Below are 23,140 nucleotides of genomic sequence, written 5' to 3' on the forward strand. Positions count from 1 at the left end.
AAGGGATCCGGTCACGTCGTCCCAGGAGGCAGCGCCACGATCCCTTGATCAACGCGGCTCCTCGACCGGGGCGGCTCCTCGACCGGGGCGGCTCCTCGACCGGGACGGCTCCTCGACCGCGGCGGCGCCGCGATCGAGGCGGCAGGGCGGGGTCACAGGCGGTCGGGGGCCGGCAGGCCGAGCAGCGACAGTCCCTGCGCGAGGGTGCGGCGGGCGAGGTCGCACAGCGCCAGCCGGTTGGTGCGCACCGGCTCCGCGGCCCCGAGTACCGGGCAGCTCTCGTAGAAGGCGGTGAACGCGCGGGCCAGCTCGTACAGGTAGCCGCACAGCCGGTGCGGCTCCAGCGACTCGCCCACCTCGGCCGCCACCGCACCGAACCCGTCGAGCGCCAGGACCAGCGCGCGTTCCGCCGCCGACACCGGTACCGCCGGGTCGAGGGCCGGTGCGTCCGCGAGCTTCGCCGGGTCTGCGGCGCGACGCAGGATCGCGGCGACGCGGGTGTGCGCGTACAGCAGGTAGACGCCGGTGTTGCCGGTGAACGCCACCATCCGGTCCGGATCGAACCGGTAGTCCTGTTGACGCGAGGTCGCCAGGTCGGCGTACTTGACGGCGGCGATCCCGCACAGCTCGGCGATGCGGTCGGCCTCGGTGCCCGGCATTGCCGGGTTCTTCGCCTGCACCACCCGGCGGGCGCTCCGGACCGCGGCGTCGAGCAGGTCGGTCAGCAGCGCGGTACCGCCGTCCCGGGTGCGAAACGGCCGGCCGTCGGCGCCGAGCACCGTCCCGAACGCGATGTGCTCGACGTCGACGGTGTCGGGTAGCCAGCCGGCCCGACGAGCGGCGGCGAACACCTGCCGGAAGTGCAGCGCCTGCCGGGCGTCCACCACGTACAGCACCCGGTCCGCGTGCAGGCGACCGACCCGGTCCCGTATGGTGGCCAGATCCGTTGCGGCGTAGCCGAATCCGCCGTCGCTCTTGCGCACGATCAGCGGCACCGGCGCGCCGTCGCGGCCGGTGAACGCGGGGTCGAACACGCACAGCGCGCCGGCGGAGGGCACCGCGATCTCCTGCCGTACCAGCTCGTCGACCACGCCCGGCAGCGCGTCGTTGTAGCGTGACTCGCCGGCCGCGTCCGCCTCGGTGAGCAGCAGGCCGAGCCGGTCGAACACCTGCTGGAAGGCGTGCTGTGACTCGGCGACGATCTGCCGCCAGACCGCCAGCGTGTCCGGATCGCCGGACTGCAGCGCCACCACCCGCGTGCGGGCCCGGCCCGCGAACGCCGGATCGGCGTCGAATGCGGCCCGGGCCACCCGGTACAGCTCGTCCAGGGCGGCGACGGCGGTGGTGCCGGCGGCCAACCGCTCGTGCTGCCACGGCGCCTCGGGATGCTCGAGCAGGTACTGGATCAGCATCCCGAACTGGGTGCCCCAGTCGCCCAGGTGGTTCTCCCGGATCACCTCGGCGCCGAGGAAACCCAGCACCCGGACCAGCGCGTCGCCGATCACCGTCGATCGCAGGTGCCCCACGTGCAGCTGCTTGGCCACGTTGACCGACGGGTAGTCCACGACGGTACGCACCCCGGCCTGCGGGGTGCCCACGCCGAGCCGGTCGTCGGCCAGCCGCGCGGCGACCTGACCCCACAGCGCCGCATCGGTGAACGTGACGTTGAGAAACCCGGGCCCGGCAACGGAAACGGTCGCAGACAGCCCGCCGGGGTTCGCGGTCAGCTGCTCGACGAGCCGACCGGCGAGTTGCGCCGGTGACCGGTGCGCCGCGCCGGCGAGCGACAGGGCCGCGTTCGACTGGACGTCCACGCCGGGGCGGTCGGAGCGTCGGATCAGCGGGTCGGCGTCGCGTCGTTCCGGCAGCACCGCGCCGATCGCGGTACCGACTGCCTGTTCCACCTGCTGCGCGAGCGACGCCACGCCGGTCATACCCGGTCTCCTCCGGTCCGTCGAGAAACCGCCAGCGTGCCACACCGCGCCCCGCCGTACCGCCGAGTTTCGGCCCGTCGAAACCGGCATCCCTGTCACCGCCGGTGGGTCGCGGCGCGCGCTCCGGTGCCTGGGGAACGGAGCGGTTCGCGGTCGGCGTCGAGCCAGAACCGGACCTCAGGCCCAGCCCCGACGGACCACCTCCATGCCGGCCTGGAACCGGGTTTCCGCGCCCACCTCCGCCATCATCCGGTGAATGTGGCGATGAACGGTACGGGGACTCCAGCCGAGGGCCCGCGCGATGGTCTCGTCGGTGGCGCCGCCGGAGAGCAGGCCGAGCAACCGGTCGTCGATCGGGCGGTCGGATTCGACCGCCCGGTCCCGGTCCCGGTCGTTCAGCCGGACCGCCCGGTGCCAGAGCGCCTCGAACAGCTCGCTGAACGCGTCGAGCATCGAGGAGGGATGCACGAGGTACGCGGCTTCGGCCGCATTGCTGCCGGTCGTCACCGGGATGAGTGCGAGCTGGTCGTCGCACAACGCCATCTTCATCGGTACGTGGCGCGAAACCCGCGCCCGCTCGCCGTGCTGGACACGCCGCCGGACGTCCTCGAGGCGGCCGGGGATCTCCAGCGCGCTGGAGTGGTACACGACCCGGTAGACGAGCTTCCGCCGCTCGGACTGGATGTACTGCTCCTCGTTGCCGGCGATCGGATCTTCCAGGTACGGCGGCCGGTCGAACGTCCGGATCTCGTGTCGCGCCGTGCGCTGGAGCCGGACGAAGGCGCTCTGCACGTTGCTGGCGCCGTCGATGATCTCGACGAGGGAGGCAGGGTCGTGTTCCTGGGGCCGCTGCCGGGCATGTTCGGCCGCGAGCTGGTCGGCATGCGTTCGCAGCCGCGACAGTTCCCGCTCCCGCTCGGCGATGAGCGATCCTGCCGCGAGATCCGGGGGGACTGCCACGTACCGCGCCGGCGCACCCGGCAACCGGGTGGCGAGACCGCGCTGGACCAGCCGTCGAAGGACGCGGGCGACCTGCCCCTTCGACACCCCGACGGCCCCGGCCAGCGCCTCCGCGTCGGCCTGTCCACGATGGACGAGCGCTTCGTAGGCGGTGGCCTCGGTGCCGGACACGCCGACGGCGTCCCACATCGCGTACTCCCTCGTCAGGAACCGGACAGGTGGCAGGAACTCGCACCTTGAAGCGGTTGTCGCCGCACTCTACCTTCTGGCAGGATCCTGCAATCTGCCAATGCTGTCAGGTATGAGACAGACCGGTTGACTCGATCGGAGCCCCTCCAGATGCAGGATCCCCCAAGGCGGCGAAAAGTCCTGGCTCGCCGCATCGCCAGATACTCCACGGCTCTGGCCATCGTCCTGGTCGCCGCGATCGTTCCGGGTTCGCCGGCTGCGGCGCGGCCAGCGACGCCCGCCGCTCCCGCCTCCGGGCAGCCGACGTGGAGCAAGCAGTCGGTTGCGGCGGGTTGTGCCGCCGACACCGACCCCGATCCCAGCGACGACACGCCGTTCGCCCGGTGCTTCGCGGCGGGTCTGGCCACCTCCGACGGCAAGCTCGTCGAGCAGACCGACGAGCCCGTACCGGGTGCACTCGGCCCGGCGGACATCCAGAGTGCCTACGGCCTGACCGACACCGGCCAGGGCGGCACCGTCGCGGTGGTGGACGCGTTCGGCTACCGCGCTGCCGAGTCGGATCTGGCCGTCTTCCGCGCCCACTACGGGCTCCCGCCGTGCACGACGGAGAACGGCTGCTTCACCAAGCTGGATCAGCGGGGCGGCGACGACTATCCGAAGGTCGAAGACCCGGGCTGGTCGATCGAGACGGCCCTCGACCTGGACGCGGTCTCCGCGGCCTGTCCCTCCTGCGACATCCTCCTCGTGCAGGCCGATGACAACGGCTTCCCCAATCTCGGGCAGGCGGTCGACACGGCGGCAGCCCGGCACCCGGCGGCGATCTCGAACTCGTACGGCGTCGACGGCGAGATCCCGTACGAGGCCGCCTACTACGACCAGTACTACGACCACCCCGGCATCGCGGTGACGGTGTCGACCGGCGACACCGGGGGCGTGCAGAGCTACCCGGCCACCTCTCCCGACGTCGTCGCCGTGGGCGGCACGACCCTCACCCGGGATCCCTCGACCGCTCGCGGCTGGACGGAGACCGCCTGGGCCGGTGGCGGCAGCGGATGCTCGCGGTACGAAGCGGCGCCGGACTTCCAGCAGCCCGACGTGACCGGATGCGCGGGCAAGCGCGCGACCGCGGACGTCGCGGCCGACGCGGACAGCGCGACCGGCCTCGCGGTCTACAACACGCTGGGACAGGACGGCTGGTCGCAGTACGGCGGCACCTCGCTGTCCTCGCCGCTCGTCGCGGCGATGTACGCGCTCGCCGGCCCGGCGATCCCCGGCACCTACCCGGCCAGCTACGTGTACCGCGCGGGCGCGTCACTGTTCGACGTGACCAAGGGCGCCAACCAGAACTGCGGCACCATCGAGTGCACCGCCGGAGCCGGCTGGGACGGCCCCACCGGGGTCGGCACGCCGAACGGCCTGTCGGCACTCACGCTGGGGCCCGCGGCCGCGGTCGCCGGCACCGTCACTGCCGGTCGCAAGCCGCTCGCCGGCGCGCGGGTGACCCTGACGGCCTCGAGCGGGTACCGCTTTCACGGTGTCACCGACGCGCACGGCCGGTACCACGTCCCGGTCGCCGCGGGCACCTACCAGCTGACGGTCTCGGAGTTCGGGTACGGCTCGGCGGGGGTCGACAAGCTGTCCGTGGCCGCGGGGAAGACCGTCACGCGCGGATTCGCCCTCGACCGGCTCGCAAACCGGCGGGTCAGCGGGGTGGTGCGCGACGGGTCCGGTCAGCGATGGCCGATCTACGCGAAGATCACCATCGACGGCGACCCGAACGGCGCGGTCTACACCGATCCGGTCACCGGCCGGTACAGCGTCGAGCTGCCGGTCGGCTCGCGGTACTCGCTCGGCGTCGAGCCGGTCGACATGCCGGGCTACCAGACCCGGCGGACGACGGTCGACCTGCGTACCGGGCACGGCCGGGTCACCCACGACATCGGGCTGGCGGTCGACGCCACCACCTGCACGGCACCGGGCTACGCGTACACCTACGACGGGGTCGCCGCCGACTTCGAGGGCTGGTCGGGCGCCGCGGACGGCTGGCAGGTGACCGACGAGGCCGGGACCGGGAAGACCTGGGTCTTCGACGATCCGGGGGGCAAGGGCAACCGCACCGGCGGTGGCGGTCAGTTCGCCATCGTCGACAACTGGGTCAACTCCACCACGCACGACAGCAGCCTGGTCTCCCCGGCGCTCGACTTCTCCGATCAGACCAGCCCCGAGATCGGCTTCGACACCTATTACTACGACTACGGATTCGGCAACCAGGACGGTGACGTCGACCTGAGCCTGGATGGCGGTTCCACCTGGACGAACGTCTGGCACGCCCCGGACACGATGGTGCAGGGCCCGGTTCGGATCCCCGTACCGCAGGCCGCCGGGAAGCCCGACGTCCGGTTCCGCTTCCGGTTCACCGGATCCTTCGACAACTACTGGGAGTTGGACGACGTCTTCGCCGGCTCGCGATCCTGCGATGCGACCAAGGGCGGGCTCGTCGTGGGGACGGTGCACGACGACAACACCGGAGCGCCGCTGACCGGTGCCGAGGTGACGGCACCGGGCGGTGTCGCCACCGTGACCCAGCCGACGGTGGGCGATGCGGCGGTGGACGACGGCTTCTACTGGTTGTACGTGCCGGGCACCGGCACGACGCGGATCACCGCTGCCGGTCGGCACTACGTCGACAGCGCCGCGTCGGTGCGTACGGCCGCCCATCGCGTCGTGCGGCAGGACTGGCGGTTGCGTGCCGGTCGCGTGCAAGCCACGCCCGGCGCCATCGACGTCACCGCGTCCGCCGATCGCGGCGGGCAGCGTGGCAACACCCGTACCCTGCGGCTGCGCAACACCGGTCGGGCGCCTGCCACGGTGCGCATCGTCGAGCAGGACCGCGGCTTCACGTCGCCCGACGGGAAACGCCGGGCCGCGTCGCCGGGAGCGCCGGCGCAGCGCGTCAAGGTCGACGCGAATCCGTTCGCGTTCGGCCCATCCGGCCACGTCGGCGGCCATGACCTTCCCCCGCGGGAGGCGGCGGTCGATCCCGCCTGGGACGATCTGCCCACCTTGCCGAGGCCGATCCAGGACAGCGTGGTCGCGACCGAGGACGGGATCGTCTACTCGGTGGGCGGGCTCGACGACTCGGGCATCACGCGCGAGGCCTACGCCTACGACTCCGCGGTCGGGAAGTGGCAGGCCATCGCGCCGCTGCCGGCGGCCCGGGAGAACGCCGTGGGCGGGTTCGTCAACGGCAGGCTGTACGTCGCCGGCGGCTGGGACGGGCAGGGCAACCCGTCGGCGAGCACGTTCGTGTACGACCCGGCAACCGACCACTGGTCGACGGCGCCGGACCTGCCGGCGCCCAAGACGGCTGCGGCTGGTGCGGTGTCGGGCGGGCGGCTCTACGTGGTCGCCGGCTGCACCACGGTGACCTGTGACAGCGCGTCGTCGGTCTACGCCTACGACCCGCACACCGCCACGTGGTCCCGGTCGGCGAGCTATCCGGAGGATGAGGTACTGCTCGCGTGTGCGGCGTCGGGCGAGGGCCTGGTGTGCGCGGGCGGGCGCAATCCCGCGCCGTTCTCGGAGGAGATCGCGTCCACGGCCTACCGGTACGATGCCGGATCCGACGCCTGGACCCAGATCGCCAGCATGCCCTACGGCGTCTGGGGTGCGTCCTACGCCGGGTCGGGCGGCAAGCTGCAGCTGGTCGGTGGCATCGCCACCTACGACCACAACACCGGTGCCTCCTACACCAGCACCAACCAGGCGATCGAGTTCGATCCCGAGACCGGCGCCTGGTCTGCGCTGCCGAACGCGCGGTACGCGGTGTTCCGCGGCGGCGCGGCATGCGGCCTGACCGCGGTCGGTGGCTCGATCGGCTCGTTCACGCCGGTGCCGTACGCCGAGCGCCTGCCGGGGCAGGGCGACTGCGTCACGGGCTCCGACGTCGGCTGGCTGTCGACCAACCACAGCGAGGTGACGATCCCGGCCGGCCGGACGGTGACGGTACAGGTGGTGGTCGACACATCCGCCACCTCGTCGCGCGGGACCTACTCGGCCCGGCTGGCCTTCGTGACCGACACCCCGTACGACCTGCCGCCGGTGGACGTCACCCTCAGCAGGAAGTGAGGGTCCGTCCGATCGGCTGACGAGTCCGGGCCGGCACGGGAGTCGTCCGTGCCGGCCCGGCGCTGTCACCAGGCGGTCAGCAGAGGATCTTGTGGTTGCTGGTGGCGTACGCGAGCTCCTTGTTGCCCGCGCCGTCGTACCACTGGATCGTCAGCTTGCCGCCGTACGGCGAGACGATGGCCGTCGACTGCCCGGCCTTGACCGTGTGCGGCCACCCGAACCAGGTCGTCTTGCCGTCGTAGGTGACACCGGCGTGGAACGTCCGGTCCCGGCCGCCCGACACGTTGGTCACCTGCCACACGTTGTGCTTGTCGGTGCTGGACACCCGGCACAGGTTCGCCGGCTTGAGCACGCTCGGCTGGAATGCCGGCGGCGCCGCCTGCGAGGTGAAGTGGTCGGTGACGTCCTGGGTGTCGGTGACGATGTGGACGTCGTCGACCGACGCCTTCACCGCCTGCGGCGCCGGGTACGTGCCGAGCTCGACACCGTAGTAGCCGACGGTGAAGCCCTTCAGATCGGCGGATCCCCAGCCGGCCAGGGTGCGCCGGTCGGAGACCTTGTACGCGGCATCCGGGTTCTTCGTCCACCACCAGCCACCGCTGGTCTGCGAGGTGTCGAACCGGGTGCCGTCGATATCGCTGCCACCCTGGGCCGGGTCGTACACCAGGGTGCCGTCCCAGTCGCCGGCGGTGTCGTACACCCCGAGCTGCAGCGTCGGCAGCAGCGCCGCGTTCGCCGGACGGGCCGCCAGCTGGATGGTCGTGTACCCGAACGACGCCACGTTGGCCAGCGGCGTCCGGGCGGCCAGCGGCCGCAGATAGCCCGCCTGGTCGCCCGGCGCCGAGACCGCCAGCGTGACCCCGCGCCGGCTCAACGTCGCGGTCGAGAAGTCGCCGTTCATCGTGTTGCCGGGGATGAACAGCTTCTTGTCGACGGTACGAACCGTGTTGTCCTGCGGAGTCGGTGCGGCGTTCGCGGCGCCCGCGGCGAGCAGGCCACCGGCGACGGTCGCGACCGCGGCCATCGCCAGAAACTTCCTGTGCATGTACCACATCCCTTGCTTCCCGAGTCGCCCGATGCGACTCCGCCGGCGGCTCGGGGTCGCCGAGCCGCCGGCAGCACGTACCGAGCGAGCCCGCGCCGCGGCACGAAAGGGCCGGCGGGAGCGCGGGCAGCTTGGTCTTCGCCACCCGCATTCGGTTCGCTACCCAGTGCGGCCGAATCCGCCGGTTCGGTCAGCCGGGATCGGCCGTTCGGTGGGCACCGCGCCGTACCGGCCGCAAACCGCACCGAACCCGCCGGTACCAGGCGGCAGCCGGGCAGTTCGTGCGCGCGCCGGTACTGGACGGCGCCGGTACGCGGCTGCACGCCGCGGCGACGCAGCGCGGCGGCCAGGCCGGCGTAGTGCTCGCTGCGCAGCATCCAGCCGTGGTAGAGCGCGGGACCGCTGCCGTCGGCCCGGGCGATCCCCGGTTCGGCCGAGCCGGCGGCCAGCGCGTCGTGGTCGACCAGGGACACCTCGATCCCGGCGGGACGGGCGGCGTCGGCCTCGGCGGCGACGTGCTCGTCGACCCGGCGGGGTGCAGCACGTCGGACGGCATCAGCAGCATTCCGCCATCGTTGCGGCCGACGGTCGCCGGTCAGCCGGCCGTCGCAGTTCGGCCGAGGCCAGGGGCCCGCAGCGGGGGCGCGGGCTCAACCGTCGCAGCAGAACGGGCCGTCGCAGGGGCGGCCGTGCTCGCTGCCGTACGCGGTGAACCGGCGTACCGGTGCCAGGACCGCGGCGGCGGTGTCGTCCGGCAGCGTCGGCGCCGACCGGTCCAGCGGCCGGCCCCAGCCGGTCGGGACGTCGTCCAGGTCGAACCGGGCCACCCCGGCCACGAACAGTGTCCACAGTGGATGGTCGGGGAAGCCGTTGATCCGCAGTACCCACCAGCGGTCGTCGAACCGCGCGGCGACCGGGAACCGCCCGTCGCCGGTGAACCGCCACCGCGGTCGTTGCGCCAGCTCGGGATGCGTCACGCCACCAGTGTGCACGACCGCCGGCCCCGCCGCCCGGGTCGCGCGGGCGATCGGCACCGCCGATCCGGCCGCGCGGTCACTGCTACCGGCCGGGCAGTTCCGGTACCCGGGGTGCGGTCTGCGGCGCCGAGTGGCGGCCTGGCCAGGTCAGCACGATCATCACCGGTGGGCCCGGGCGGCCGGTTGTCGGTCGGCGGCGGGCGGTGGCCCGGACGGCCCGTTTCTGGTCGGCGGCGGGCCTGCCGTGGGCCCGGGCGGCCGGTTGTCGGTTGGCGGTGCGCCGGCGGTAGGTCCGGGCGGCGCGTGGCTAGTCGGCGGTGCGCCGGCGGCGGATGGTGGCCGACCGGGGTGGCTGCGCCCGCATGTGGTCGCGGGCCCGGGTCATGATCTCGGCCAGGGCGTGCAGGTCGCGGTCGGACATGGCGTCGAACATCAGGTCGCGAACCACCTCGATGTGGCCGGGCATCAACCGCTGGATGAGTGCGAGGCCGGCGTCGGTGATGGTCACCATGGTGGCGCGCTGGTCGTCCGGGCAACCGGTGCGGGTGATGAGCCCGGCCTGCTCGAGGAGTTTCGCCTGATGGGTGAGGCCGCTGCGGCTGTACACGACGCCGTCGGCGAGCTCGGTCATGGTCAGCTGCCTGGCCTGGGCGAGCCGGGCGAGCAGCTGGAACTGCACGTAGCTGATGCCCCCGTCGGCGCGCAGCTGTCGCTCGACGGCGTGCTGGAGCAGGGTCACCGACTCCATCAGCGCGAAGTAGGTGCGCAGCTGCTCGGGGTTCAGGGCTTTCGCCATGTCGCCAGTCTAGTTGTTTCGAATTCGAAGCAGTGTGACGACCCTCACCCGGTGCTGGTATTGCTTCGACTTCGAAGCAGTGTCATGGTGGGACCACTTCGAAGTCGAAGCAACTACTCCAGGGGGAGCCATGAAGGCAGTACGTTTCCACCGGTACGGCGACACCGACGTCCTGGCCTACGAGGACGCGCCACGCCCGGCACCCGCAGCCGGGCAGGTGCTCGTGCGCGTCGCCGGCAGCGCGTTCAACCCGATCGACGCGTCGATCCGGGCGGGCAACCTCGCCGAGGTGTTCCCGGTCCGGTTCCCGCACGTGCCCGGCGTCGAGGTCGCCGGCACGGTCGCCGAACTCGGCCCCGACGTGACCGGCTGGCAGCCCGGCGACGCCGTCCTCGCCTACCTGCCGATGACCGACGACGGCGCCGCCGCCGAGTACGTGCTCGCGCCGGCGGAGACGCTCGCCGCGGCGCCGCGGACCGTACCGCTGGCCGACGCCGCCGCGCTGCCCGCCGTCGGGCTGACCGCCTGGCAGGCGCTGACCGAGGTTGCGGAGCTCACCGCGGGGCAGCGGATCCTCGTCAACGGGGCGGGCGGCGCGGTCGGCGGGTACGCGGTGCAGCTGGCGAAGCAGCTCGGCGCCGAGGTCACCGCGACCGCCGCCGCCCGCAGCGCCGACCGGCTCCGGTCGTTCGGCGCCGACCGGATCATCGACCACATCGAGGATCCGGCCGCCGTGCCCGGCGCGCCGTTCGACGTGCTGCTCAACCTGGTACCCACCACGCCGGAGCGCAACGCCGCGCTCGTCGGCCTGGTCGCCGACGGGGAGTGCTGGTCAGCGCGACGACGCCGGCGCAGCCGGACCCGGCCCGCGGCGTGCGTGCCGCTCAGGTGTTCTCCCGCAGCGACGCCGCGCAGCTCGCGGACCTCGTCGGCCGGGTGGACGCCGGTACCCTGCGCATCGACGTGGCCGAGCGCCGGCCGCTGGCCGACACGGCGGCGGTGCACGCCGACTACGCCGCGGGTCGGCTGCCGGGCCGGACCGTCCTGATCCCGGCCTGACCGGCCACCGGATCCCGCACCTCGGTAGCCGGCGGTGCGGGATCCGCTGCGGGGCAAGGGATGTCACCGAAACCCGGGCGGCACGGCCGCCGCGCCGGTAGCCCGGCGCCGGCCCGACGCCTGTGACGTCAGGGATTCGGGATGATCTTGAAAACGACGCGGGCGCCGGTCGAGGTGTTGGTCCGCTCGTTGATGCCCCACAGTTCGCCGGTCTGCGGCCAGTACGACAGGTTCTGGGTCAGCGGCGGGCCCTGGGTGAGCACGTGCGGCGGCTGACCCGGCAGCGCCCGGTGAAGGCAGACCCAGTCGTTCGGATCGGTACCGGCCGGCGGCGTGCCGGGGCAGTCGCCGGTGAGGTAGAACGCGGTGCCGTCCGTCGCGGCGCCCTGCAGGTGCCATACGGGCGAGGAGTAGGCCTCGCTCGCGTGCACCACACCGGTCTCCGGCAGCCCGGTGGACGAGTCGGTGAGGGGCCAGCGGATCACCCGCGCACCGGCCGGCGAGCTGCCGTCGGTCGGGGCGAAGTACTCCGCGGTGACGAACGAGGTCCGGTCCGGCGCCAGGCTGATCGAGTTCAGGCACGGCTTCGTACCGGTCTTCGAGTTGCACGAGACCCAGCCGCCGTCGGCGCCCCACACCGTGCGGTACTCGGCGATCATCGGCAGCGCCCAGGCGTGCCACCGGGCGTGCGCGCCGTCGGCGTACAGGCCGATGTTGCCGGCGTTGCCACCGCTGGTGACCGTCTGCCAGATGTGGTCGAGGCTGAACACCTGCAGCCGGGTGCCGGTGGCGAGAAACAGCCGGTTCCCGTACCACAGCAGGCCGTCGGCGTGCACGTTCTGCACGGTGCGGAAGTTCGGCGCCCCGGTCGAGTCCAGGTACGGCTCGATCAGCAGCAGGTGGTGGTAGGGCACGCCGGCGGACGGCTTGGTGTAGTCGGCGATGCTGACCCGAGCGAGCGCGTCGGCCGGTGCGTGCCAGCTCGCCGCGAGCAGCCGTTTGCCGTCCACGTACCCGGTCGCCGAGGCGTCGCCGGAGCCGGTGATGCCCTGCGGTACCCACTGGTCGGTGGTGTCGTCGTCGTGGTCCCAGCAGAAGCCGGACGGCGAGTACGTCGAGGACAGGTGGGTCGGGTGGCACAGCGGCCAGGTGCCGGTGCGCACCACCCCGGCGGACAGCACGCCGGACAGCGTCGCCCGGTGGATCCGGGAATCCGATTCCAGCCGGGACACCAGGCCCTGGTAGGTGGCCGCGGTGCCGGTCGGATCGAGGGTGAAGCCGGAGGCGTCGATCGGCGTGAACGCCGCCGCCTGCGGCGACACGATGCGGTCCGGTGACGCCCCCGCGGTGGCGGGGAGGCTGCCGCCGGCGAGCAACGCGGCGGGGAGGCTGCCGCCCGCGAGCAACGCGGCGGCGATGACGACTGCGGTCCGGATCCAGCGCATGGCAACCCCTTCGCCCGGCCTGACTCGCACCGTACCGGGGCCGTCCCGGTCGACACCATGCACGAACCGGTCGCGTTCGGCCGGTCGCCGTCCGGCCGGCAGCGGCGGTGGCAGATCGCGGCAGAGCCGGGCAAACCACAACGAGACGGCGTGACATTCTTCTCTGCCCGCGGGATCGCGCGCGGTTGGGCGGATCCGGAGAATGAGGCGCATGCCGATTCCCCTTGCCGCGGTCGATGCGGCGTGCCCGCTCGACCGCGCCGCGTCGACGCCGCGGTCCGGCCGGTGAGCCCGGCACCGCCGTCCCCGCCGCCCCCCGGTACGGGTCCCGGCCGGCTCGGCTGGCTGCTGCTCGGCGCGGTGGTGCTGGTGGCGATGCTCGCCGTCGCCGCGTCCACCACCTCGGTACTGGCGCCGCTGCGGCACGGCCGCCCCGATCGGCTGGCCATCCTGGTGACCGCCGGCATCGTGGCCGGCGCGGGCGTCGTCGCGACGGTACTGGTGATCGTGGTGCTGCGGTTGGTGTTGCGGGGCCGGCCCGGTGACCGCGGGCTGCGGCACACGCTGCGCATCGCGGTACCGGCCGCGGTCGTCGCGCTGGCGCTGCTGGCCCTGGCCGGCATCGCCCGCACCGGGCTGCCGCCGGCGACGGCGACGCGGCCGACCCCGGCGCCGAGCGCGCCACCGACCTCGACGGCAGCGACCGGCGTCGGCGGTACCGCCGGCGGCACGCTCGCGCATCCGGCCGGTACCGCGCGGGTCGGCGACTTCGACCACGACGGCAAGCCCGACATCGGCGTCGACACCGACGGCGACGGCACCATCGACGGCATCTTCGTTCGGCAGCAGGACGCGACCTCGCAACTCGGCCCGAGCCGGCTCTACGTGGTGCGCCGCGACGGCCGCTGGGTTGGCGCGATCGACACCGACGGCGACGGCACGATCGACGGCTACGTCACGCTCGACGACGGCGGCGGTGCCGGGATGTCGCACGGCGACGTCGACCGGTACCTGAACAGCCTGCCCACCTCGCCGTCCGCGCCGCCGCTCGATCCGACGCCGGCCGAGGTGACCCCGGCGGCGACCGGTACGCCGCACCCCGGCGCGCTTGCCGGGCTGAACCTCGCCGCGCTGGGCTGGATCCTGATCGCGCTGGTCGGCGCCGTGGTTCTGGCCGCCGTGGTGGCGGTCGCGGTCGTCGTCGGCCGCAGCGCGGGCCGGCGGCAGCGCACCGCCCCGGCCGCGGCGCCGGACGGGTTCGCGCAGGCCCGGGAGGCGATGGCGGCGACCGTGGTGGGCAGTATCGACGCGATGCTCGCCGACCCGGATCCGCGTACCGCCGTCATCGGCGCGTACGCGCGGCTGCTGGAAGGGCTCGCCGCCTGCGGCCTGGCCCGCTACGAGCACGAGGCGCCGATGGAGCACCTGCACCGGGTACTGCTCGGCCTGCGGGTACGGCCGGAGCCGCTGCACGCGCTCACCGAGCTGTTCGAGCGGGCCCGGTTCTCGCCGCACCCGCTCACCGCCGCCGACCGGGACGCGGCGCTCGCCGCGCTGCGCCAGGCCGCGGCCGACCTGGCCGCGATGGCACCGACCGGGGCGGTGTGATGGCCGGGCCGCCCGCGACCGGGAACCTGTTGCTGCGCCGGGGAGTCACCCTCGCCGTGCTGGCGAGCGTGGCCGCGGTGCTGCTCGCGCTGGCCTGGCCGGCCGCCGCCGAGACCGTGCTGCGGGTGCTGCTGGTGCTGCTCGCCGCCGGCGCGGCCGGCTGGCTGCTCACCCGGGTCGCCTGGCCGGCCGGCTCGGACCTGTCCGCCTCGCCGCTGCGGACCGTCGACGGCGACACCGACGGCCGCCAGGTCCCGACCGGCCTGCGCGATCTCACCGACGACCTGGCGGCCACGTTCCGGACCACGCCGAACGGCCCGATCCCGTTCGCCGCGCGCGGCACGCTGCACGACGAGCTGCGCCGCCGGCTGGCCGACAGTCACGGCCTCGACCCGCGGGTACCCGAGCACGTCCCGCGGATCCAGTCGCTGATCTCGCCGCCGTCGTGGGCGCTGCTGCAGTCGCGACACCCCGGCCAGCTCACCGACACACCCGTACACCTGCAGTACCTGAGCATGATCCTCGACGATGTGGAGCGACTGTGACCGAGCAACCTTCGATCGGCGGCGAGGCGGCGGGACCGGGGGTCGCCGGTACGGCCGCCGCGGCCAAGCGGATCCTCGCCGAGGTGGAGCGCGCCGTCGTCGGCAAGCGGCACGTGCTGGAACTGGTACTCGCCGGGCTGCTCGCCGACGGGCACGTGCTGCTCGACGACCTGCCCGGGGTGGCGAAGACGCTGCTGGCACGGTCGTTCGCGACCGTCGCCGGGTTGGAGTTCCGCCGGCTGCAGCTGACCCCGGACGTGCTGCCCGCCGACATCACCGGCACGATGGTGCTCGACCTCGCCACCACCACGCCGGTGTTCCGGCCCGGCCCGGTGTTCGCCCAGCTGGTACTCGCCGACGAGATCAACCGGGCGCCGGCCAAGACGCAGGCCGCGCTGCTGGAGGCGATGCAGGAGCGGCAGGTGACGATGGACGGCAGCACGCACCCGCTGCCGCGGCCGTTCCTGACCATCGCCACCCAGAACCCGATCGAGTCGGAGGGCACCTACCCGCTGCCGGAGGCGCAGCTGGACCGCTTCCTGCTGCGCACCGGCGTCGGCTACCCCACCCCCGACGACGAGCTGGAACTGCTGGCCCAGCGGCTCACCCGGGGCCACGACGACGTGGTGTTGAGCCCGGTGGTCACCGCCGAGCAGTTCCGCGCCATGCAGGCCAGCCTGGAGCAGGTGCACGTGGACCGCAGCATCGCGCAGTACGCGGTCGCACTGGTCACCGCGACCCGCGCGGACAAGCAGCTGGAGGTCGGGTCCAGCCCGCGCGGTTCGCTGGCGCTGATCAAGCTGTCCCGGGCGATCGCGGTGCTCGCCGGCCGTGACTTCACCACCCCGGACGACATGCGCGCGATCGCGGTACCGGCGTTGGCGCACCGGGTGGTGCTGCGCTCCGAGGCGTGGGCCCGCCGGGTCTCCTCCGACGACGTGGTACGCCAGATCGTCGACCGAGTCCCGGCGCCGAACTGGCGATGAGCGCACCCACCGGGCAGCCCACGCTGCTGCCGCCGCGCCGCGACGGCCGGCTCCTGCCGTACCTGGCGATCGTGATCGGCGCGCTGGTCGTCGCGGTGCTGGCCGGCCAGCCGGCGGTGGTCGCGTTCGCCGTGCCGTTCCTGCTGGCCCTCGGCGTCGGTCTGGTCCGCACCGGCACGCTGGCGGTCACCGCGACCCTCACCGTGGACACCAGCCAGTTGCTGGAGGGCGACCTGGTCCGCGGCGAGATCGCGCTCGACTGGACCGGTCCGCTGGACCTCGAGGTGCTGATCCGGACCCCGCGCGGGCTGGTCGGCGTGCCGCCGTACCCGACCAGGTGGGCGATCCCGGCCGCCACCGGCCCGCTCCGGCTGCCGGTGGTGCTGCGCGCCGCGCACTGGGGCCGGCACCTGGCCGGCGAGGTGTGGGTACGGGCCCGGGCACCGCGCGGCCTGCTGGTGTGGCAGGGCCGGGTCGCGACCGGCCCGTCGCTGCGGGTGCTGCCGCAGGTGGAGCGGCTGAACCGGCTGCTCGACCCGGCCGAGTCGCGCACCGTGGCCGGCGTGCACCAGGCGCGCCGGATCGGCGAGGGCTACGAGTTCGCCGAACTGCGCCCGTACGAGCCGGGCGACCGGCTGCGCGACCTGAACTGGGGTGCCACCGCACGCCACGGCCGCCCGTACGTCAACCGGCACCATCCGGAGCTGTCCGGCGAGGTCGTCGTCGTGCTCGACACCTACACCGACGGCACCACCGAGGTACTCGCCCGCGCCGCCCGGGCGGCCTGGGCGATCGTCTCGGTACACCTGCAGGCCGGCGACCGGGTCGGGCTGATCGGGCTCGGCGGCGGCTGGCGCACGCTGCACCCGGCCGGCGGCGAGCGCGCGAAGTACCAGCTGCTGGAGACGTTGCTGGAGATGGGAGCCGACGCGGTGGACACCACCAGCCACAACTGGGTCTCGCACCGGCTGCCGGTACCGGAGTCCGCGCTGGTGATCGCGCTGACCTCGCTGTACCAGCGCAGCGTGGTCCGGTTCTGCCAGGACTGGCGGGCCAAGGGACGCGCGGTCGCGGTCGCGGTGCTGGACGCCGGCGACGCGCTGCCGGCGCCGGCGTCGGCCACCGAGGTGATCGCCCGGCGGCTGTGGCGGCTGGAGATCGACCGGCGCCGGGCCATGCTGGCCGGCGTCGGCATCCCGGTGGTCACCGTCGGCCCCGGCGGGCTGGCCCGCTCCGTGGTCGGTGGGCTGCGCCGCCTCGGCCAGGCCCGCACCGTACGGGCAGCCCGGTGACCGGGCTGCGGCTGGGTCTCGCCGCCGGCTCGCTGACCGGCGTGGTCGCCGCGAACGCGGTGGCGCTCGCGCTCGGGCCGGCGCGCGGGCGTCCGCTGTTCGCGATCTGCGCGGTGCTGGCGCTGGGCGCGGCGGTCTTCGCGGTGCTGGTGCGCCACGACAGGTTCGGCCTGGCGCTGCTGGCGAGCGTGCCCCCGGTGCTCGGGTTGCTCGGTACCGATCGGACCTGGCTGCTCGGCCCGCTCGGGGTGCTGCTGTTCGCCGCCGCCGAGCTGTGCGCCTGGAGCTGGGAGCAGCGCGGCGCCGGCACCGACCCGGCGCTGCCGGCCCGCCGGGTGCTGCGCTCCGCCGTACTGTGCGGGGTCGGGCTCGCCGCGTCGCTGCTGTGCTACGCCGTCGGTGCGGCGCATCCGCTCGCCGGTACCGCCGCCGTGTTCGCCGCCGCGCTCGGCACCGCCGCCATCGCCTGGGTACTGGCCCGCACCGTCACCCGCCGCTGACGGCCCCGGCAGCCTCGGCGACGCCACCGACGCTCCGACCGGCCACGCCGCGCCACGCGCCCGTTGACCGACCCGAATCCCGCCGGGTCAGGCGGTGGGACCTCGAGCGCCTCGAAGCCGGTCAGCGCGGACGGCTCGATGTGTACCCGGACGCTTCGGTCAGCGGCTTCCGGGGGTAGGCGTGAAGCACGAGGGATGTGGTGACCGGGCCGTGACGGGCAAGCGCGTCGACGACCTCTTCGAGCCGTCCCGCCTGCGGGCAGTAGACGTCGAACAGGAGGCAGTCTTCCCCGGTGACTCGGAGAATGGCGGCGATCTCGGGTGTGCGGGAGGCGAGCCCCAGGGCGCGTGACAGCTGGGCGTGGGTGGTGCGTAGCCGGACCACCGCGTGAATGTTGAGCCCGAGGGCTGCTGGATCGACCACGGCTCGGTAACCGGTGATGACGCCGTTCTTCTCCAACCGCTGGATGCGCGCGCTGGCCGCGGGCTGCGAGAGTCCGACGCGGCGCCCCACCTCCGCGCCGGTCAGCCGGCCGTCGGTCTGGAGCAGGGTGAGGATGTCTCGGTCTATCCGGTCGAGTGATTCCATTGTCGTGCGCACCGTTTCCGTTGAGATCACTTGCGTCTCTGCCGCTGCCCTGATGCGTCCAACAGAATCTGCGTCAGGGCTCCCAGGATCGCAGGGAGCGACGAGTGAAACGGTGGTGGGCAGTGGTCGCGTACGTCATCATCCCGGGCATCGACGGCTCGGACGAGGCGCACTGGCAGAGCCTGTGGCAGCGGCAGTGGGGCAGCTCCGCGGTGCGGATCTCCCCTGCCTCGTGGTCCGCCCCCGACCTGGACGACTGGGTCGACGCCGTCCAGGAGGCGTACGACGACGCCGCCCGGCAGGACAGTGACATTGTGTTGGTGGCACACAGCCTGGGCTGCTGGGCGGCGGCCAGCTGGCTGGGTAGGTACCCGTCCAACCCGGCAGGCGGGGCGTTCCTGGTGGCACCGCCGGACCCGCACGGGCCGGCGTTCCCGCGCCGGGCAGCCGCGACGTTCACCGAGCTGTCGGCACAACCGTTGCCGTGCCCGGCGCTGGTGGTGGGCAGCACCACCGACCCGTACTGCACCGCCGAGGCAGCCGCCGAGTTCGCGACGCGGTGGGCGGCGCGCTGGCACCTGGCGGGCGCGTACGGACACCTCAACTCCGCCAGCGAGCTGGGCGCGTGGCAGCAAGGCTGGGAACTTCTGGACTCGCTGACCCGGCAGTGGTGCGCGTAGCCCACCCGTGGGCCGGAAACGGCGGGACACCGGCCATCGGCGGGAGGCGGGCCACGGGCTGCCGGCCGGGAACCGAGGAAGGACAACCGGCCGGCAGCGGCCGAGCGCGTCCCGGGGGACGGGACGCAACCCGTGCAACGCACGAAACACCAGGTCGTCACGCGCCCGGGCGAGGGTGTGACGCAGTACGCAGGGGTCAGCGGCGGCGGGCGACGAGTACCGCGTCCCTGACATGTGCGGTACCGGGCGGTGCGGCGGAGACCCGCGGCCGGATCTCGTCGACCAGTACCGTCCAGTCGCCGTCCAGGACGGCGGCGATCTCGTCGGGTCGGTAGAAGTCGGCGGGGTCGGGACCGCCGTGGTGCTGCGCCGGCAGGTCTGCCAGGTCGTGCCCGGCGACCAGCAGCGTGCCGCCGGGTGCGACGGCGGCCAGCAGCCGGTGCAGCGCCGCGTGGTCGGCCTGCCGGGGCAGCGGGAAGTACTGCGCGGACACCAGCTGGTAGCTGCCCGGCGGCGCGGTGCCGGCGAGGTCGAGCCGGGTGAAGGTGACGGCCGACCCGCCGGTGCCGGCGGCGGCCCGGTCCAGCGCGACCTGGGAGATGTCGATCGCGGTGACCTGCCAGCCGCGCTGCGCGAGCCACCGCGCGTCGGCGCCCTCGCCGCACCCCACGTCGAGCGCCCGGCCGGGCGGCAGCGCCGACGCCTCCTCGACGAGCACCCCGTTGGGCCGCCCGCTCCACAGCTGGCCGCGCTCGCGGTACCGCCCGTCCCAGTACTCGCGGTCCATCGTCACTCCGGTCGCGTTCTGCTCGGTCATGACCGCAGCGTGCCGACGGCCGATCCGGGTGACAACTTTCCTTGCCGGGATGGCAAATCCGGGGTGCCGTCGATGCGGGTCGGCGACGCTCGGCCGCCGACCCGTTGCGTGGCGGTCCGGTCAGCCGACGGCGCGCTCGATCAGCTCGACGACGCGCTTCTCGCCCTCGGGCGTGAGTGCGGTGATGGCGAACGTGGTGGGCCACATCGACCCGTCGTCCAGCATCGCCTTGTCGTTGAAGCCCAGCGTGGCGTACCGCGCCTTGAACTTCGCCGCCGGCTGGAAGAAGCACAGCACCGCGCCGTCCCGGGCGTACGCCGGCATCCCGTACCAGGTCTTGGGTTCCAGGTCGGGGGCGGTCGCGGTGATCAGGGCGTGCAACCGCTCGGCGATCTGCCGGTCCGATCCGGTCATTTCGGCGATCTTGGCGAGCAGGTCGGCCTCGCCGTCCGCCCTCGACTTGCTCTGCTTCAGCTCCCGGCTGCGTTCGCGCATCGCGGCGCGTTCCTCGGCGGTGAACCGGGGCGCGGTCTTGGCGGCCGCCTTCCCGGTAGCGGCCTTTGCGGGCTTCTTGTCCGCCATGATGCGGTACCTCCGGATGTCGACGCCGCCACGCTCGTACCGGTGCGGCGAGGTTTGCGCGAGCCGGTCATCGCGGTACCGCCGAGGTCGGGGCACCGCCGATGCCCGTCACGATCACGCTAACCAGGCCCGCGATGCCGCCGCTTCTCGATTCCTGACCAGGTCTAGCCGTTCACGCCGGTGAGGGAGAAGAACTCCTGCCGGGACCGCGGGTCGGCCCGCAGCGTGCCGAGCAGGGTGGAGGTGACGGTGGTACTGCCGGTCGCCTGCACGCCGCGCAGCGTCATGCAGGTGTGCTCGGCATCGATGACGACGCCGACACCCTTGGGGTGCAGCTGCTCGTCCAGCCAGTCGGCGATCTGCTTGGTCAGCCGCTCCTGCACCTGGGGCCGGCAGGCGAAGTGCTCCACGATGCGGGCCAGCTTGGACAGCCCGAGGATCCGGCTGCCCGGGAGGTATCCCACGTGCGCGACGCCGACGAACGGCAGCAGGTGATGCTCGCACACCGACCGGATCGGGATGGAACGGGCGAGCACCAGCTCGTCATAGCCCTCGTCGTTGGGGAACGTGGTCAGATCGAAAGGGCGGGGGGTGAACAGTTCGGCATAGGCGCGGGCCATTCGGCCGGGGGTGTCCTGCAGGCTCTCCGCGTCCAGGTCGACGCCCAGCGCCGCGATGAAGTCCGCTGCGGCTTGCTCGGCCGCGGCGAGATCCATGCCCGCCTCCGGCTGCTTGACGACCCGCAGTGCGCCGCTCGTGGTGGTCATCGGACTCCTCTCCATTTCGCTAACAAGTGTTGGTCATATTTGGCGCCGTGGTCAAGAGTGAGTGGCAGATCTATCGGGCGACGGGTTTTCGGACACGCTCATCGGAGTTACGGTGAGACGGTGAGCACAGATCCGGCGGTCCGGGCCGTCGCCGCGCTCGACGACGAACAGCGCGCCCGCATCTACGCCTTCGTCCGCGCCGAGCACCGACCGGTGACCCGGGAACAGGCGGGTGCCGCCGTCGGCATCTCCCGCAAGCTGGCCGCGTTCCACCTGGACAAACTGGTCGCGACCGGCCTGCTGCGGGTGCGCGACCAGGAGGCCGCCGGCGAGCCGCGGGTCGGCCGCCGCCCGAAGGTGTACGAGCCGACCGACGTCGAGGTGCGGATCAACATCCCGGCCCGGCAGCACGACCTGCTCGCCACGATCCTGCTCGACACCGTACTGGCGGGAGACGCCCCCGGTGGCGCCGTCGAGGCCGCGACCCGGGTCGCGCACCGGCGCGGCGTCGAACTGGGCGCGGCGGTACGGGCCGAGCGGCGTCCCGGCCGGCTCGGTGCCGAGCGGGCCCTGCACCTCGCCGCGCAGCTGCTCGCCCGCTACGGGTACGAACCGGTCCGGCCGACACCGACCTGCCTGCGGCTGCGCAACTGCCCGTTCCATCCGCTGACCGACCGGGCGCCGGAGCTGGTGTGCGCGATCAACCACGCGTTCATCGCCGGCATCCTCGACGGCGTCGAGGCGGACAGCCTCACCGCGACGCTGACCCCGCCGGCCGACGGCGGCTGCTGCGTCCAACTCACCCCGCGCCGCTGACCCTCACCGCCCGACGTTTCCGGCCGCGCCGCTGACCCTCACCGCCGGGACGCGTCGGGCCGGGTCGCTCGACCACCCGCCCCGACGCGGCCGGGCGTCGCTGGACCGGCCAGCCCCCACATCCGGCCGCCCGGATCGAGGACCGTCCGGCGTGGACGGTCGCGGCGCGGGGGCGGGCCGAGGTTCAGGCGTCCCAGGCCGCGCCGAGGGCAAGCAGCCGCTCGCGGTACTCGATCGCCGCGGCCCACTCGGCCGGCCAACCGTCGGCGCCGCGGTACGCGCCGGCGAAGGCGCCGGCCAGTGCGGCGATCGAGTCGGAGTCGCCGGAGGAGTATGCCGCGCGCCGGACCACCGCGGGCGGATCGTCGGCGAGCAGGAGGAAGCAGTACAGCGCGGTGGCGAGCGCCTCCTCGGCGATCCAGCCGGCACCGGTGGCCAGGCACGGGTCGGCATCCGGATCGGGGGAGGCGAGCGCCGCGTCGAGCCGGTCCAGCGCGGCCAGGCACTCGTCGAAGCCGCGGGCGACGAACGACGCTGGATCCGGGTCGTGGCCGTGCTCGGCGAGATCGCCCAGCCAGTCGGCCCGGTAGGTCGACCGGTTCGTCCCCGCGTACTCACGCAGCCGGCTCACCAGCTCGCCCGGCTCGGTGCCCTGCGCGAGCAGCCAGATCGCCTGCATGGTCAGATCGCTCGCGGCGAGCGCCGTCGGGTGCCCGTGGGTGAGCGCGGACTGCAACTGGGCGGCGCCGGACCGCTGCACCGGATCGAGCCCGGGTACCAGCGCGACCGGTGCGACCCGCATGTTGGCGCCGCACCCCTTCGAGCCGAGCTGGCTCGCCGCCTGCCAGCGACCGCCGCGGCTGAGGTTCTCGCAGGCGCGCAGGCAGGTCGCGCCGGGCGCGCGGTTGTTGTCCGGGGACGCCCACCACTCGAGGAAGTGCGCGCGGGTTGGCGGTTCCATCCGCGCCGCCGTCAGCGGCCCCGCCGCGGTCGCCTCGCGCAGCGCCTCGCCCAGCGCGAGCGTCATCTGCGTGTCGTCGCTGACGACCGCGACCCCGCCGGAGAGCGCCAGCGCCATCTCGCGCCACGGCCCGCACTTCGCGGCGATCCGGGCGACGTCGTCGAACTCGGTCGGGAACCCCATCGCGTCGCCGATCGCCAGGCCCAGCAGTACCCCCGTCGCCGCCCGTTTCGCCATCGACCCTCGCTCCCCACGCTCCGTACCGCCGGAGGCGAAGCCTAACCGGATCACGCCGTCGCAGCGACCAGGGCGGTGGCGAAGGTCGCGGTGATGCCGGTCCACAGCACGGCGAAACCGAGGTGCCCGGCGGTACGCAGTCGCGAACCGCGCCAGATCGACGGAGTGAACGCGGCGAACTGGCAGAGCCAGCGGGAGCCCCAGAACACGCACTCACCGGCCAGGAT

Annotated in this window: 21 protein-coding genes; 9 read left to right on the forward strand and 12 right to left on the reverse strand. The window is 73.4% G+C overall.

Annotated elements, in window-relative coordinates:
* Window positions 1-152: 152 nt before the first annotated feature.
* Window positions 153-1,934 carry an arginine--tRNA ligase gene (argS, locus tag Asera_RS17455; protein WP_030448255.1) on the reverse strand — a complete coding sequence of 594 codons (1,782 nt, stop codon included), beginning with the start codon at window positions 1,932-1,934 and terminating at the stop codon, window positions 153-155.
* Between the two features lie 177 nt (window positions 1,935-2,111).
* A complete protein-coding gene (locus Asera_RS17460; RefSeq protein WP_051802705.1) occupies window positions 2,112-3,083 on the reverse strand; it encodes a helix-turn-helix domain-containing protein in 972 nt (323 codons plus the stop codon).
* 150 nt (window positions 3,084-3,233) lie between these two features.
* Here Asera_RS17460 and Asera_RS17465 point away from each other — a divergent pair, with 150 nt between their 5' ends.
* Window positions 3,234-7,211 (forward strand): carboxypeptidase regulatory-like domain-containing protein, encoded by a 3,978-nt coding sequence (locus tag Asera_RS17465; protein ID WP_051802704.1) that lies wholly within the window; start codon window positions 3,234-3,236, stop codon window positions 7,209-7,211.
* Between the two features lie 76 nt (window positions 7,212-7,287).
* Here the strand turns inward: Asera_RS17465 and Asera_RS17470 are convergent, their stop codons facing one another.
* From Asera_RS17470 to Asera_RS17480, 3 genes are all read right to left on the reverse strand, one after another.
* Window positions 7,288-8,256, reverse strand: a complete 969-nt coding sequence (locus Asera_RS17470; RefSeq protein WP_157035045.1) for a hypothetical protein — start codon at window positions 8,254-8,256, stop codon at window positions 7,288-7,290.
* 650 nt (window positions 8,257-8,906) lie between these two features.
* Window positions 8,907-9,233 (reverse strand): hypothetical protein, encoded by a 327-nt coding sequence (locus tag Asera_RS17475; protein WP_030448251.1) that lies wholly within the window; start codon window positions 9,231-9,233, stop codon window positions 8,907-8,909.
* Between the two features lie 307 nt (window positions 9,234-9,540).
* Window positions 9,541-10,029, reverse strand: coding sequence for a MarR family winged helix-turn-helix transcriptional regulator (locus Asera_RS17480; RefSeq protein ID WP_030448250.1), 489 nt, complete (start codon window positions 10,027-10,029; stop codon window positions 9,541-9,543).
* Between the two features lie 130 nt (window positions 10,030-10,159).
* On the opposite strand from Asera_RS17480, the gene Asera_RS17485 reads away from it, so the two are divergent.
* A complete protein-coding gene (locus Asera_RS17485) occupies window positions 10,160-11,077 on the forward strand; it encodes an NADP-dependent oxidoreductase (protein ID WP_244843922.1) in 918 nt (305 codons plus the stop codon).
* 139 nt (window positions 11,078-11,216) lie between these two features.
* On the opposite strand, the gene Asera_RS17490 is transcribed toward Asera_RS17485, so the two are convergent.
* Entirely contained in the window at window positions 11,217-12,533 is a 1,317-nt protein-coding gene (locus tag Asera_RS17490; RefSeq protein WP_051802703.1) for a hypothetical protein, read from the reverse strand.
* Between the two features lie 243 nt (window positions 12,534-12,776).
* Between Asera_RS17490 and Asera_RS17495 the strand changes: the two genes are divergently transcribed.
* Genes Asera_RS17495 through Asera_RS17515 form a run of 5 tightly spaced genes read left to right on the forward strand, consistent with a single transcriptional unit; the run spans window position 12,777 to window position 17,464 of the window.
* Window positions 12,777-14,141, forward strand: a complete 1,365-nt coding sequence (locus Asera_RS17495) for a DUF4129 domain-containing protein (RefSeq protein WP_030448247.1) — start codon at window positions 12,777-12,779, stop codon at window positions 14,139-14,141.
* Window positions 14,141-14,686, forward strand: coding sequence for a hypothetical protein (locus Asera_RS17500; protein ID WP_030448246.1), 546 nt, complete (start codon window positions 14,141-14,143; stop codon window positions 14,684-14,686). Before Asera_RS17495 ends, Asera_RS17500 begins: the two co-directional genes overlap by 1 nt.
* 14 nt (window positions 14,687-14,700) lie before the next feature.
* Window positions 14,701-15,672, forward strand: a complete 972-nt coding sequence (locus Asera_RS17505) for an AAA family ATPase (RefSeq protein ID WP_051802714.1) — start codon at window positions 14,701-14,703, stop codon at window positions 15,670-15,672.
* Window positions 15,669-16,964, forward strand: a complete 1,296-nt coding sequence (locus Asera_RS17510) for a DUF58 domain-containing protein (protein ID WP_030448244.1) — start codon at window positions 15,669-15,671, stop codon at window positions 16,962-16,964. Before Asera_RS17505 ends, Asera_RS17510 begins: the two co-directional genes overlap by 4 nt.
* Entirely contained in the window at window positions 16,961-17,464 is a 504-nt protein-coding gene (locus tag Asera_RS17515) for a hypothetical protein (RefSeq protein ID WP_030448243.1), read from the forward strand. The genes Asera_RS17510 and Asera_RS17515 overlap by 4 nt, the downstream gene beginning before the upstream one ends.
* Before the next feature lie 121 nt (window positions 17,465-17,585).
* On the opposite strand, the gene Asera_RS17520 is transcribed toward Asera_RS17515, so the two are convergent.
* Window positions 17,586-18,053, reverse strand: a complete 468-nt coding sequence (locus Asera_RS17520) for an Lrp/AsnC family transcriptional regulator (protein ID WP_030448242.1) — start codon at window positions 18,051-18,053, stop codon at window positions 17,586-17,588.
* A 104-nt stretch (window positions 18,054-18,157) separates the two neighbouring features.
* Here Asera_RS17520 and Asera_RS17525 point away from each other — a divergent pair, with 104 nt between their 5' ends.
* Complete coding sequence (locus Asera_RS17525; RefSeq protein WP_030448241.1) at window positions 18,158-18,733, forward strand: RBBP9/YdeN family alpha/beta hydrolase; 576 nt, start codon at window positions 18,158-18,160, stop codon at window positions 18,731-18,733.
* Between the two features lie 196 nt (window positions 18,734-18,929).
* Here the strand turns inward: Asera_RS17525 and Asera_RS17530 are convergent, their stop codons facing one another.
* The 3 genes from Asera_RS17530 to folE all read right to left on the reverse strand — a co-directional run bounded on the left by Asera_RS17530 (window position 18,930) and on the right by folE (window position 20,899).
* The gene (locus tag Asera_RS17530; protein ID WP_211255701.1) at window positions 18,930-19,550 is read right to left on the reverse strand and encodes a class I SAM-dependent methyltransferase; all 621 of its coding nucleotides are present in this window, start codon (window positions 19,548-19,550) and stop codon (window positions 18,930-18,932) included.
* A 120-nt stretch (window positions 19,551-19,670) separates the two neighbouring features.
* Window positions 19,671-20,132 (reverse strand): iron chaperone, encoded by a 462-nt coding sequence (locus Asera_RS17535; protein WP_030448239.1) that lies wholly within the window; start codon window positions 20,130-20,132, stop codon window positions 19,671-19,673.
* A 164-nt stretch (window positions 20,133-20,296) separates the two neighbouring features.
* Window positions 20,297-20,899 (reverse strand): GTP cyclohydrolase I FolE, encoded by a 603-nt coding sequence (gene folE / locus Asera_RS17540; RefSeq protein WP_030448238.1) that lies wholly within the window; start codon window positions 20,897-20,899, stop codon window positions 20,297-20,299.
* 120 nt (window positions 20,900-21,019) lie between these two features.
* Between folE and Asera_RS17545 the strand changes: the two genes are divergently transcribed.
* Complete coding sequence (locus Asera_RS17545; protein WP_030448237.1) at window positions 21,020-21,715, forward strand: helix-turn-helix transcriptional regulator; 696 nt, start codon at window positions 21,020-21,022, stop codon at window positions 21,713-21,715.
* Between the two features lie 184 nt (window positions 21,716-21,899).
* Here Asera_RS17545 and Asera_RS17550 read toward each other — a convergent pair whose 3' ends face one another.
* The gene (locus Asera_RS17550) at window positions 21,900-22,913 is read right to left on the reverse strand and encodes an ADP-ribosylglycohydrolase family protein (RefSeq protein WP_030448236.1); all 1,014 of its coding nucleotides are present in this window, start codon (window positions 22,911-22,913) and stop codon (window positions 21,900-21,902) included.
* Window positions 22,914-22,963: 50 nt separating this feature from the next.
* Window positions 22,964-23,122: a hypothetical protein gene (locus tag Asera_RS17555; protein WP_157035044.1), complete on the reverse strand. Its 159-nt coding sequence runs from the start codon at window positions 23,120-23,122 to the stop codon at window positions 22,964-22,966.
* Window positions 23,123-23,140: the final 18 nt, after the last annotated feature.

This window comes from Actinocatenispora sera (assembly GCF_018324685.1).
GTDB lineage: Bacteria > Actinomycetota > Actinomycetes > Mycobacteriales > Micromonosporaceae > Actinocatenispora > Actinocatenispora sera.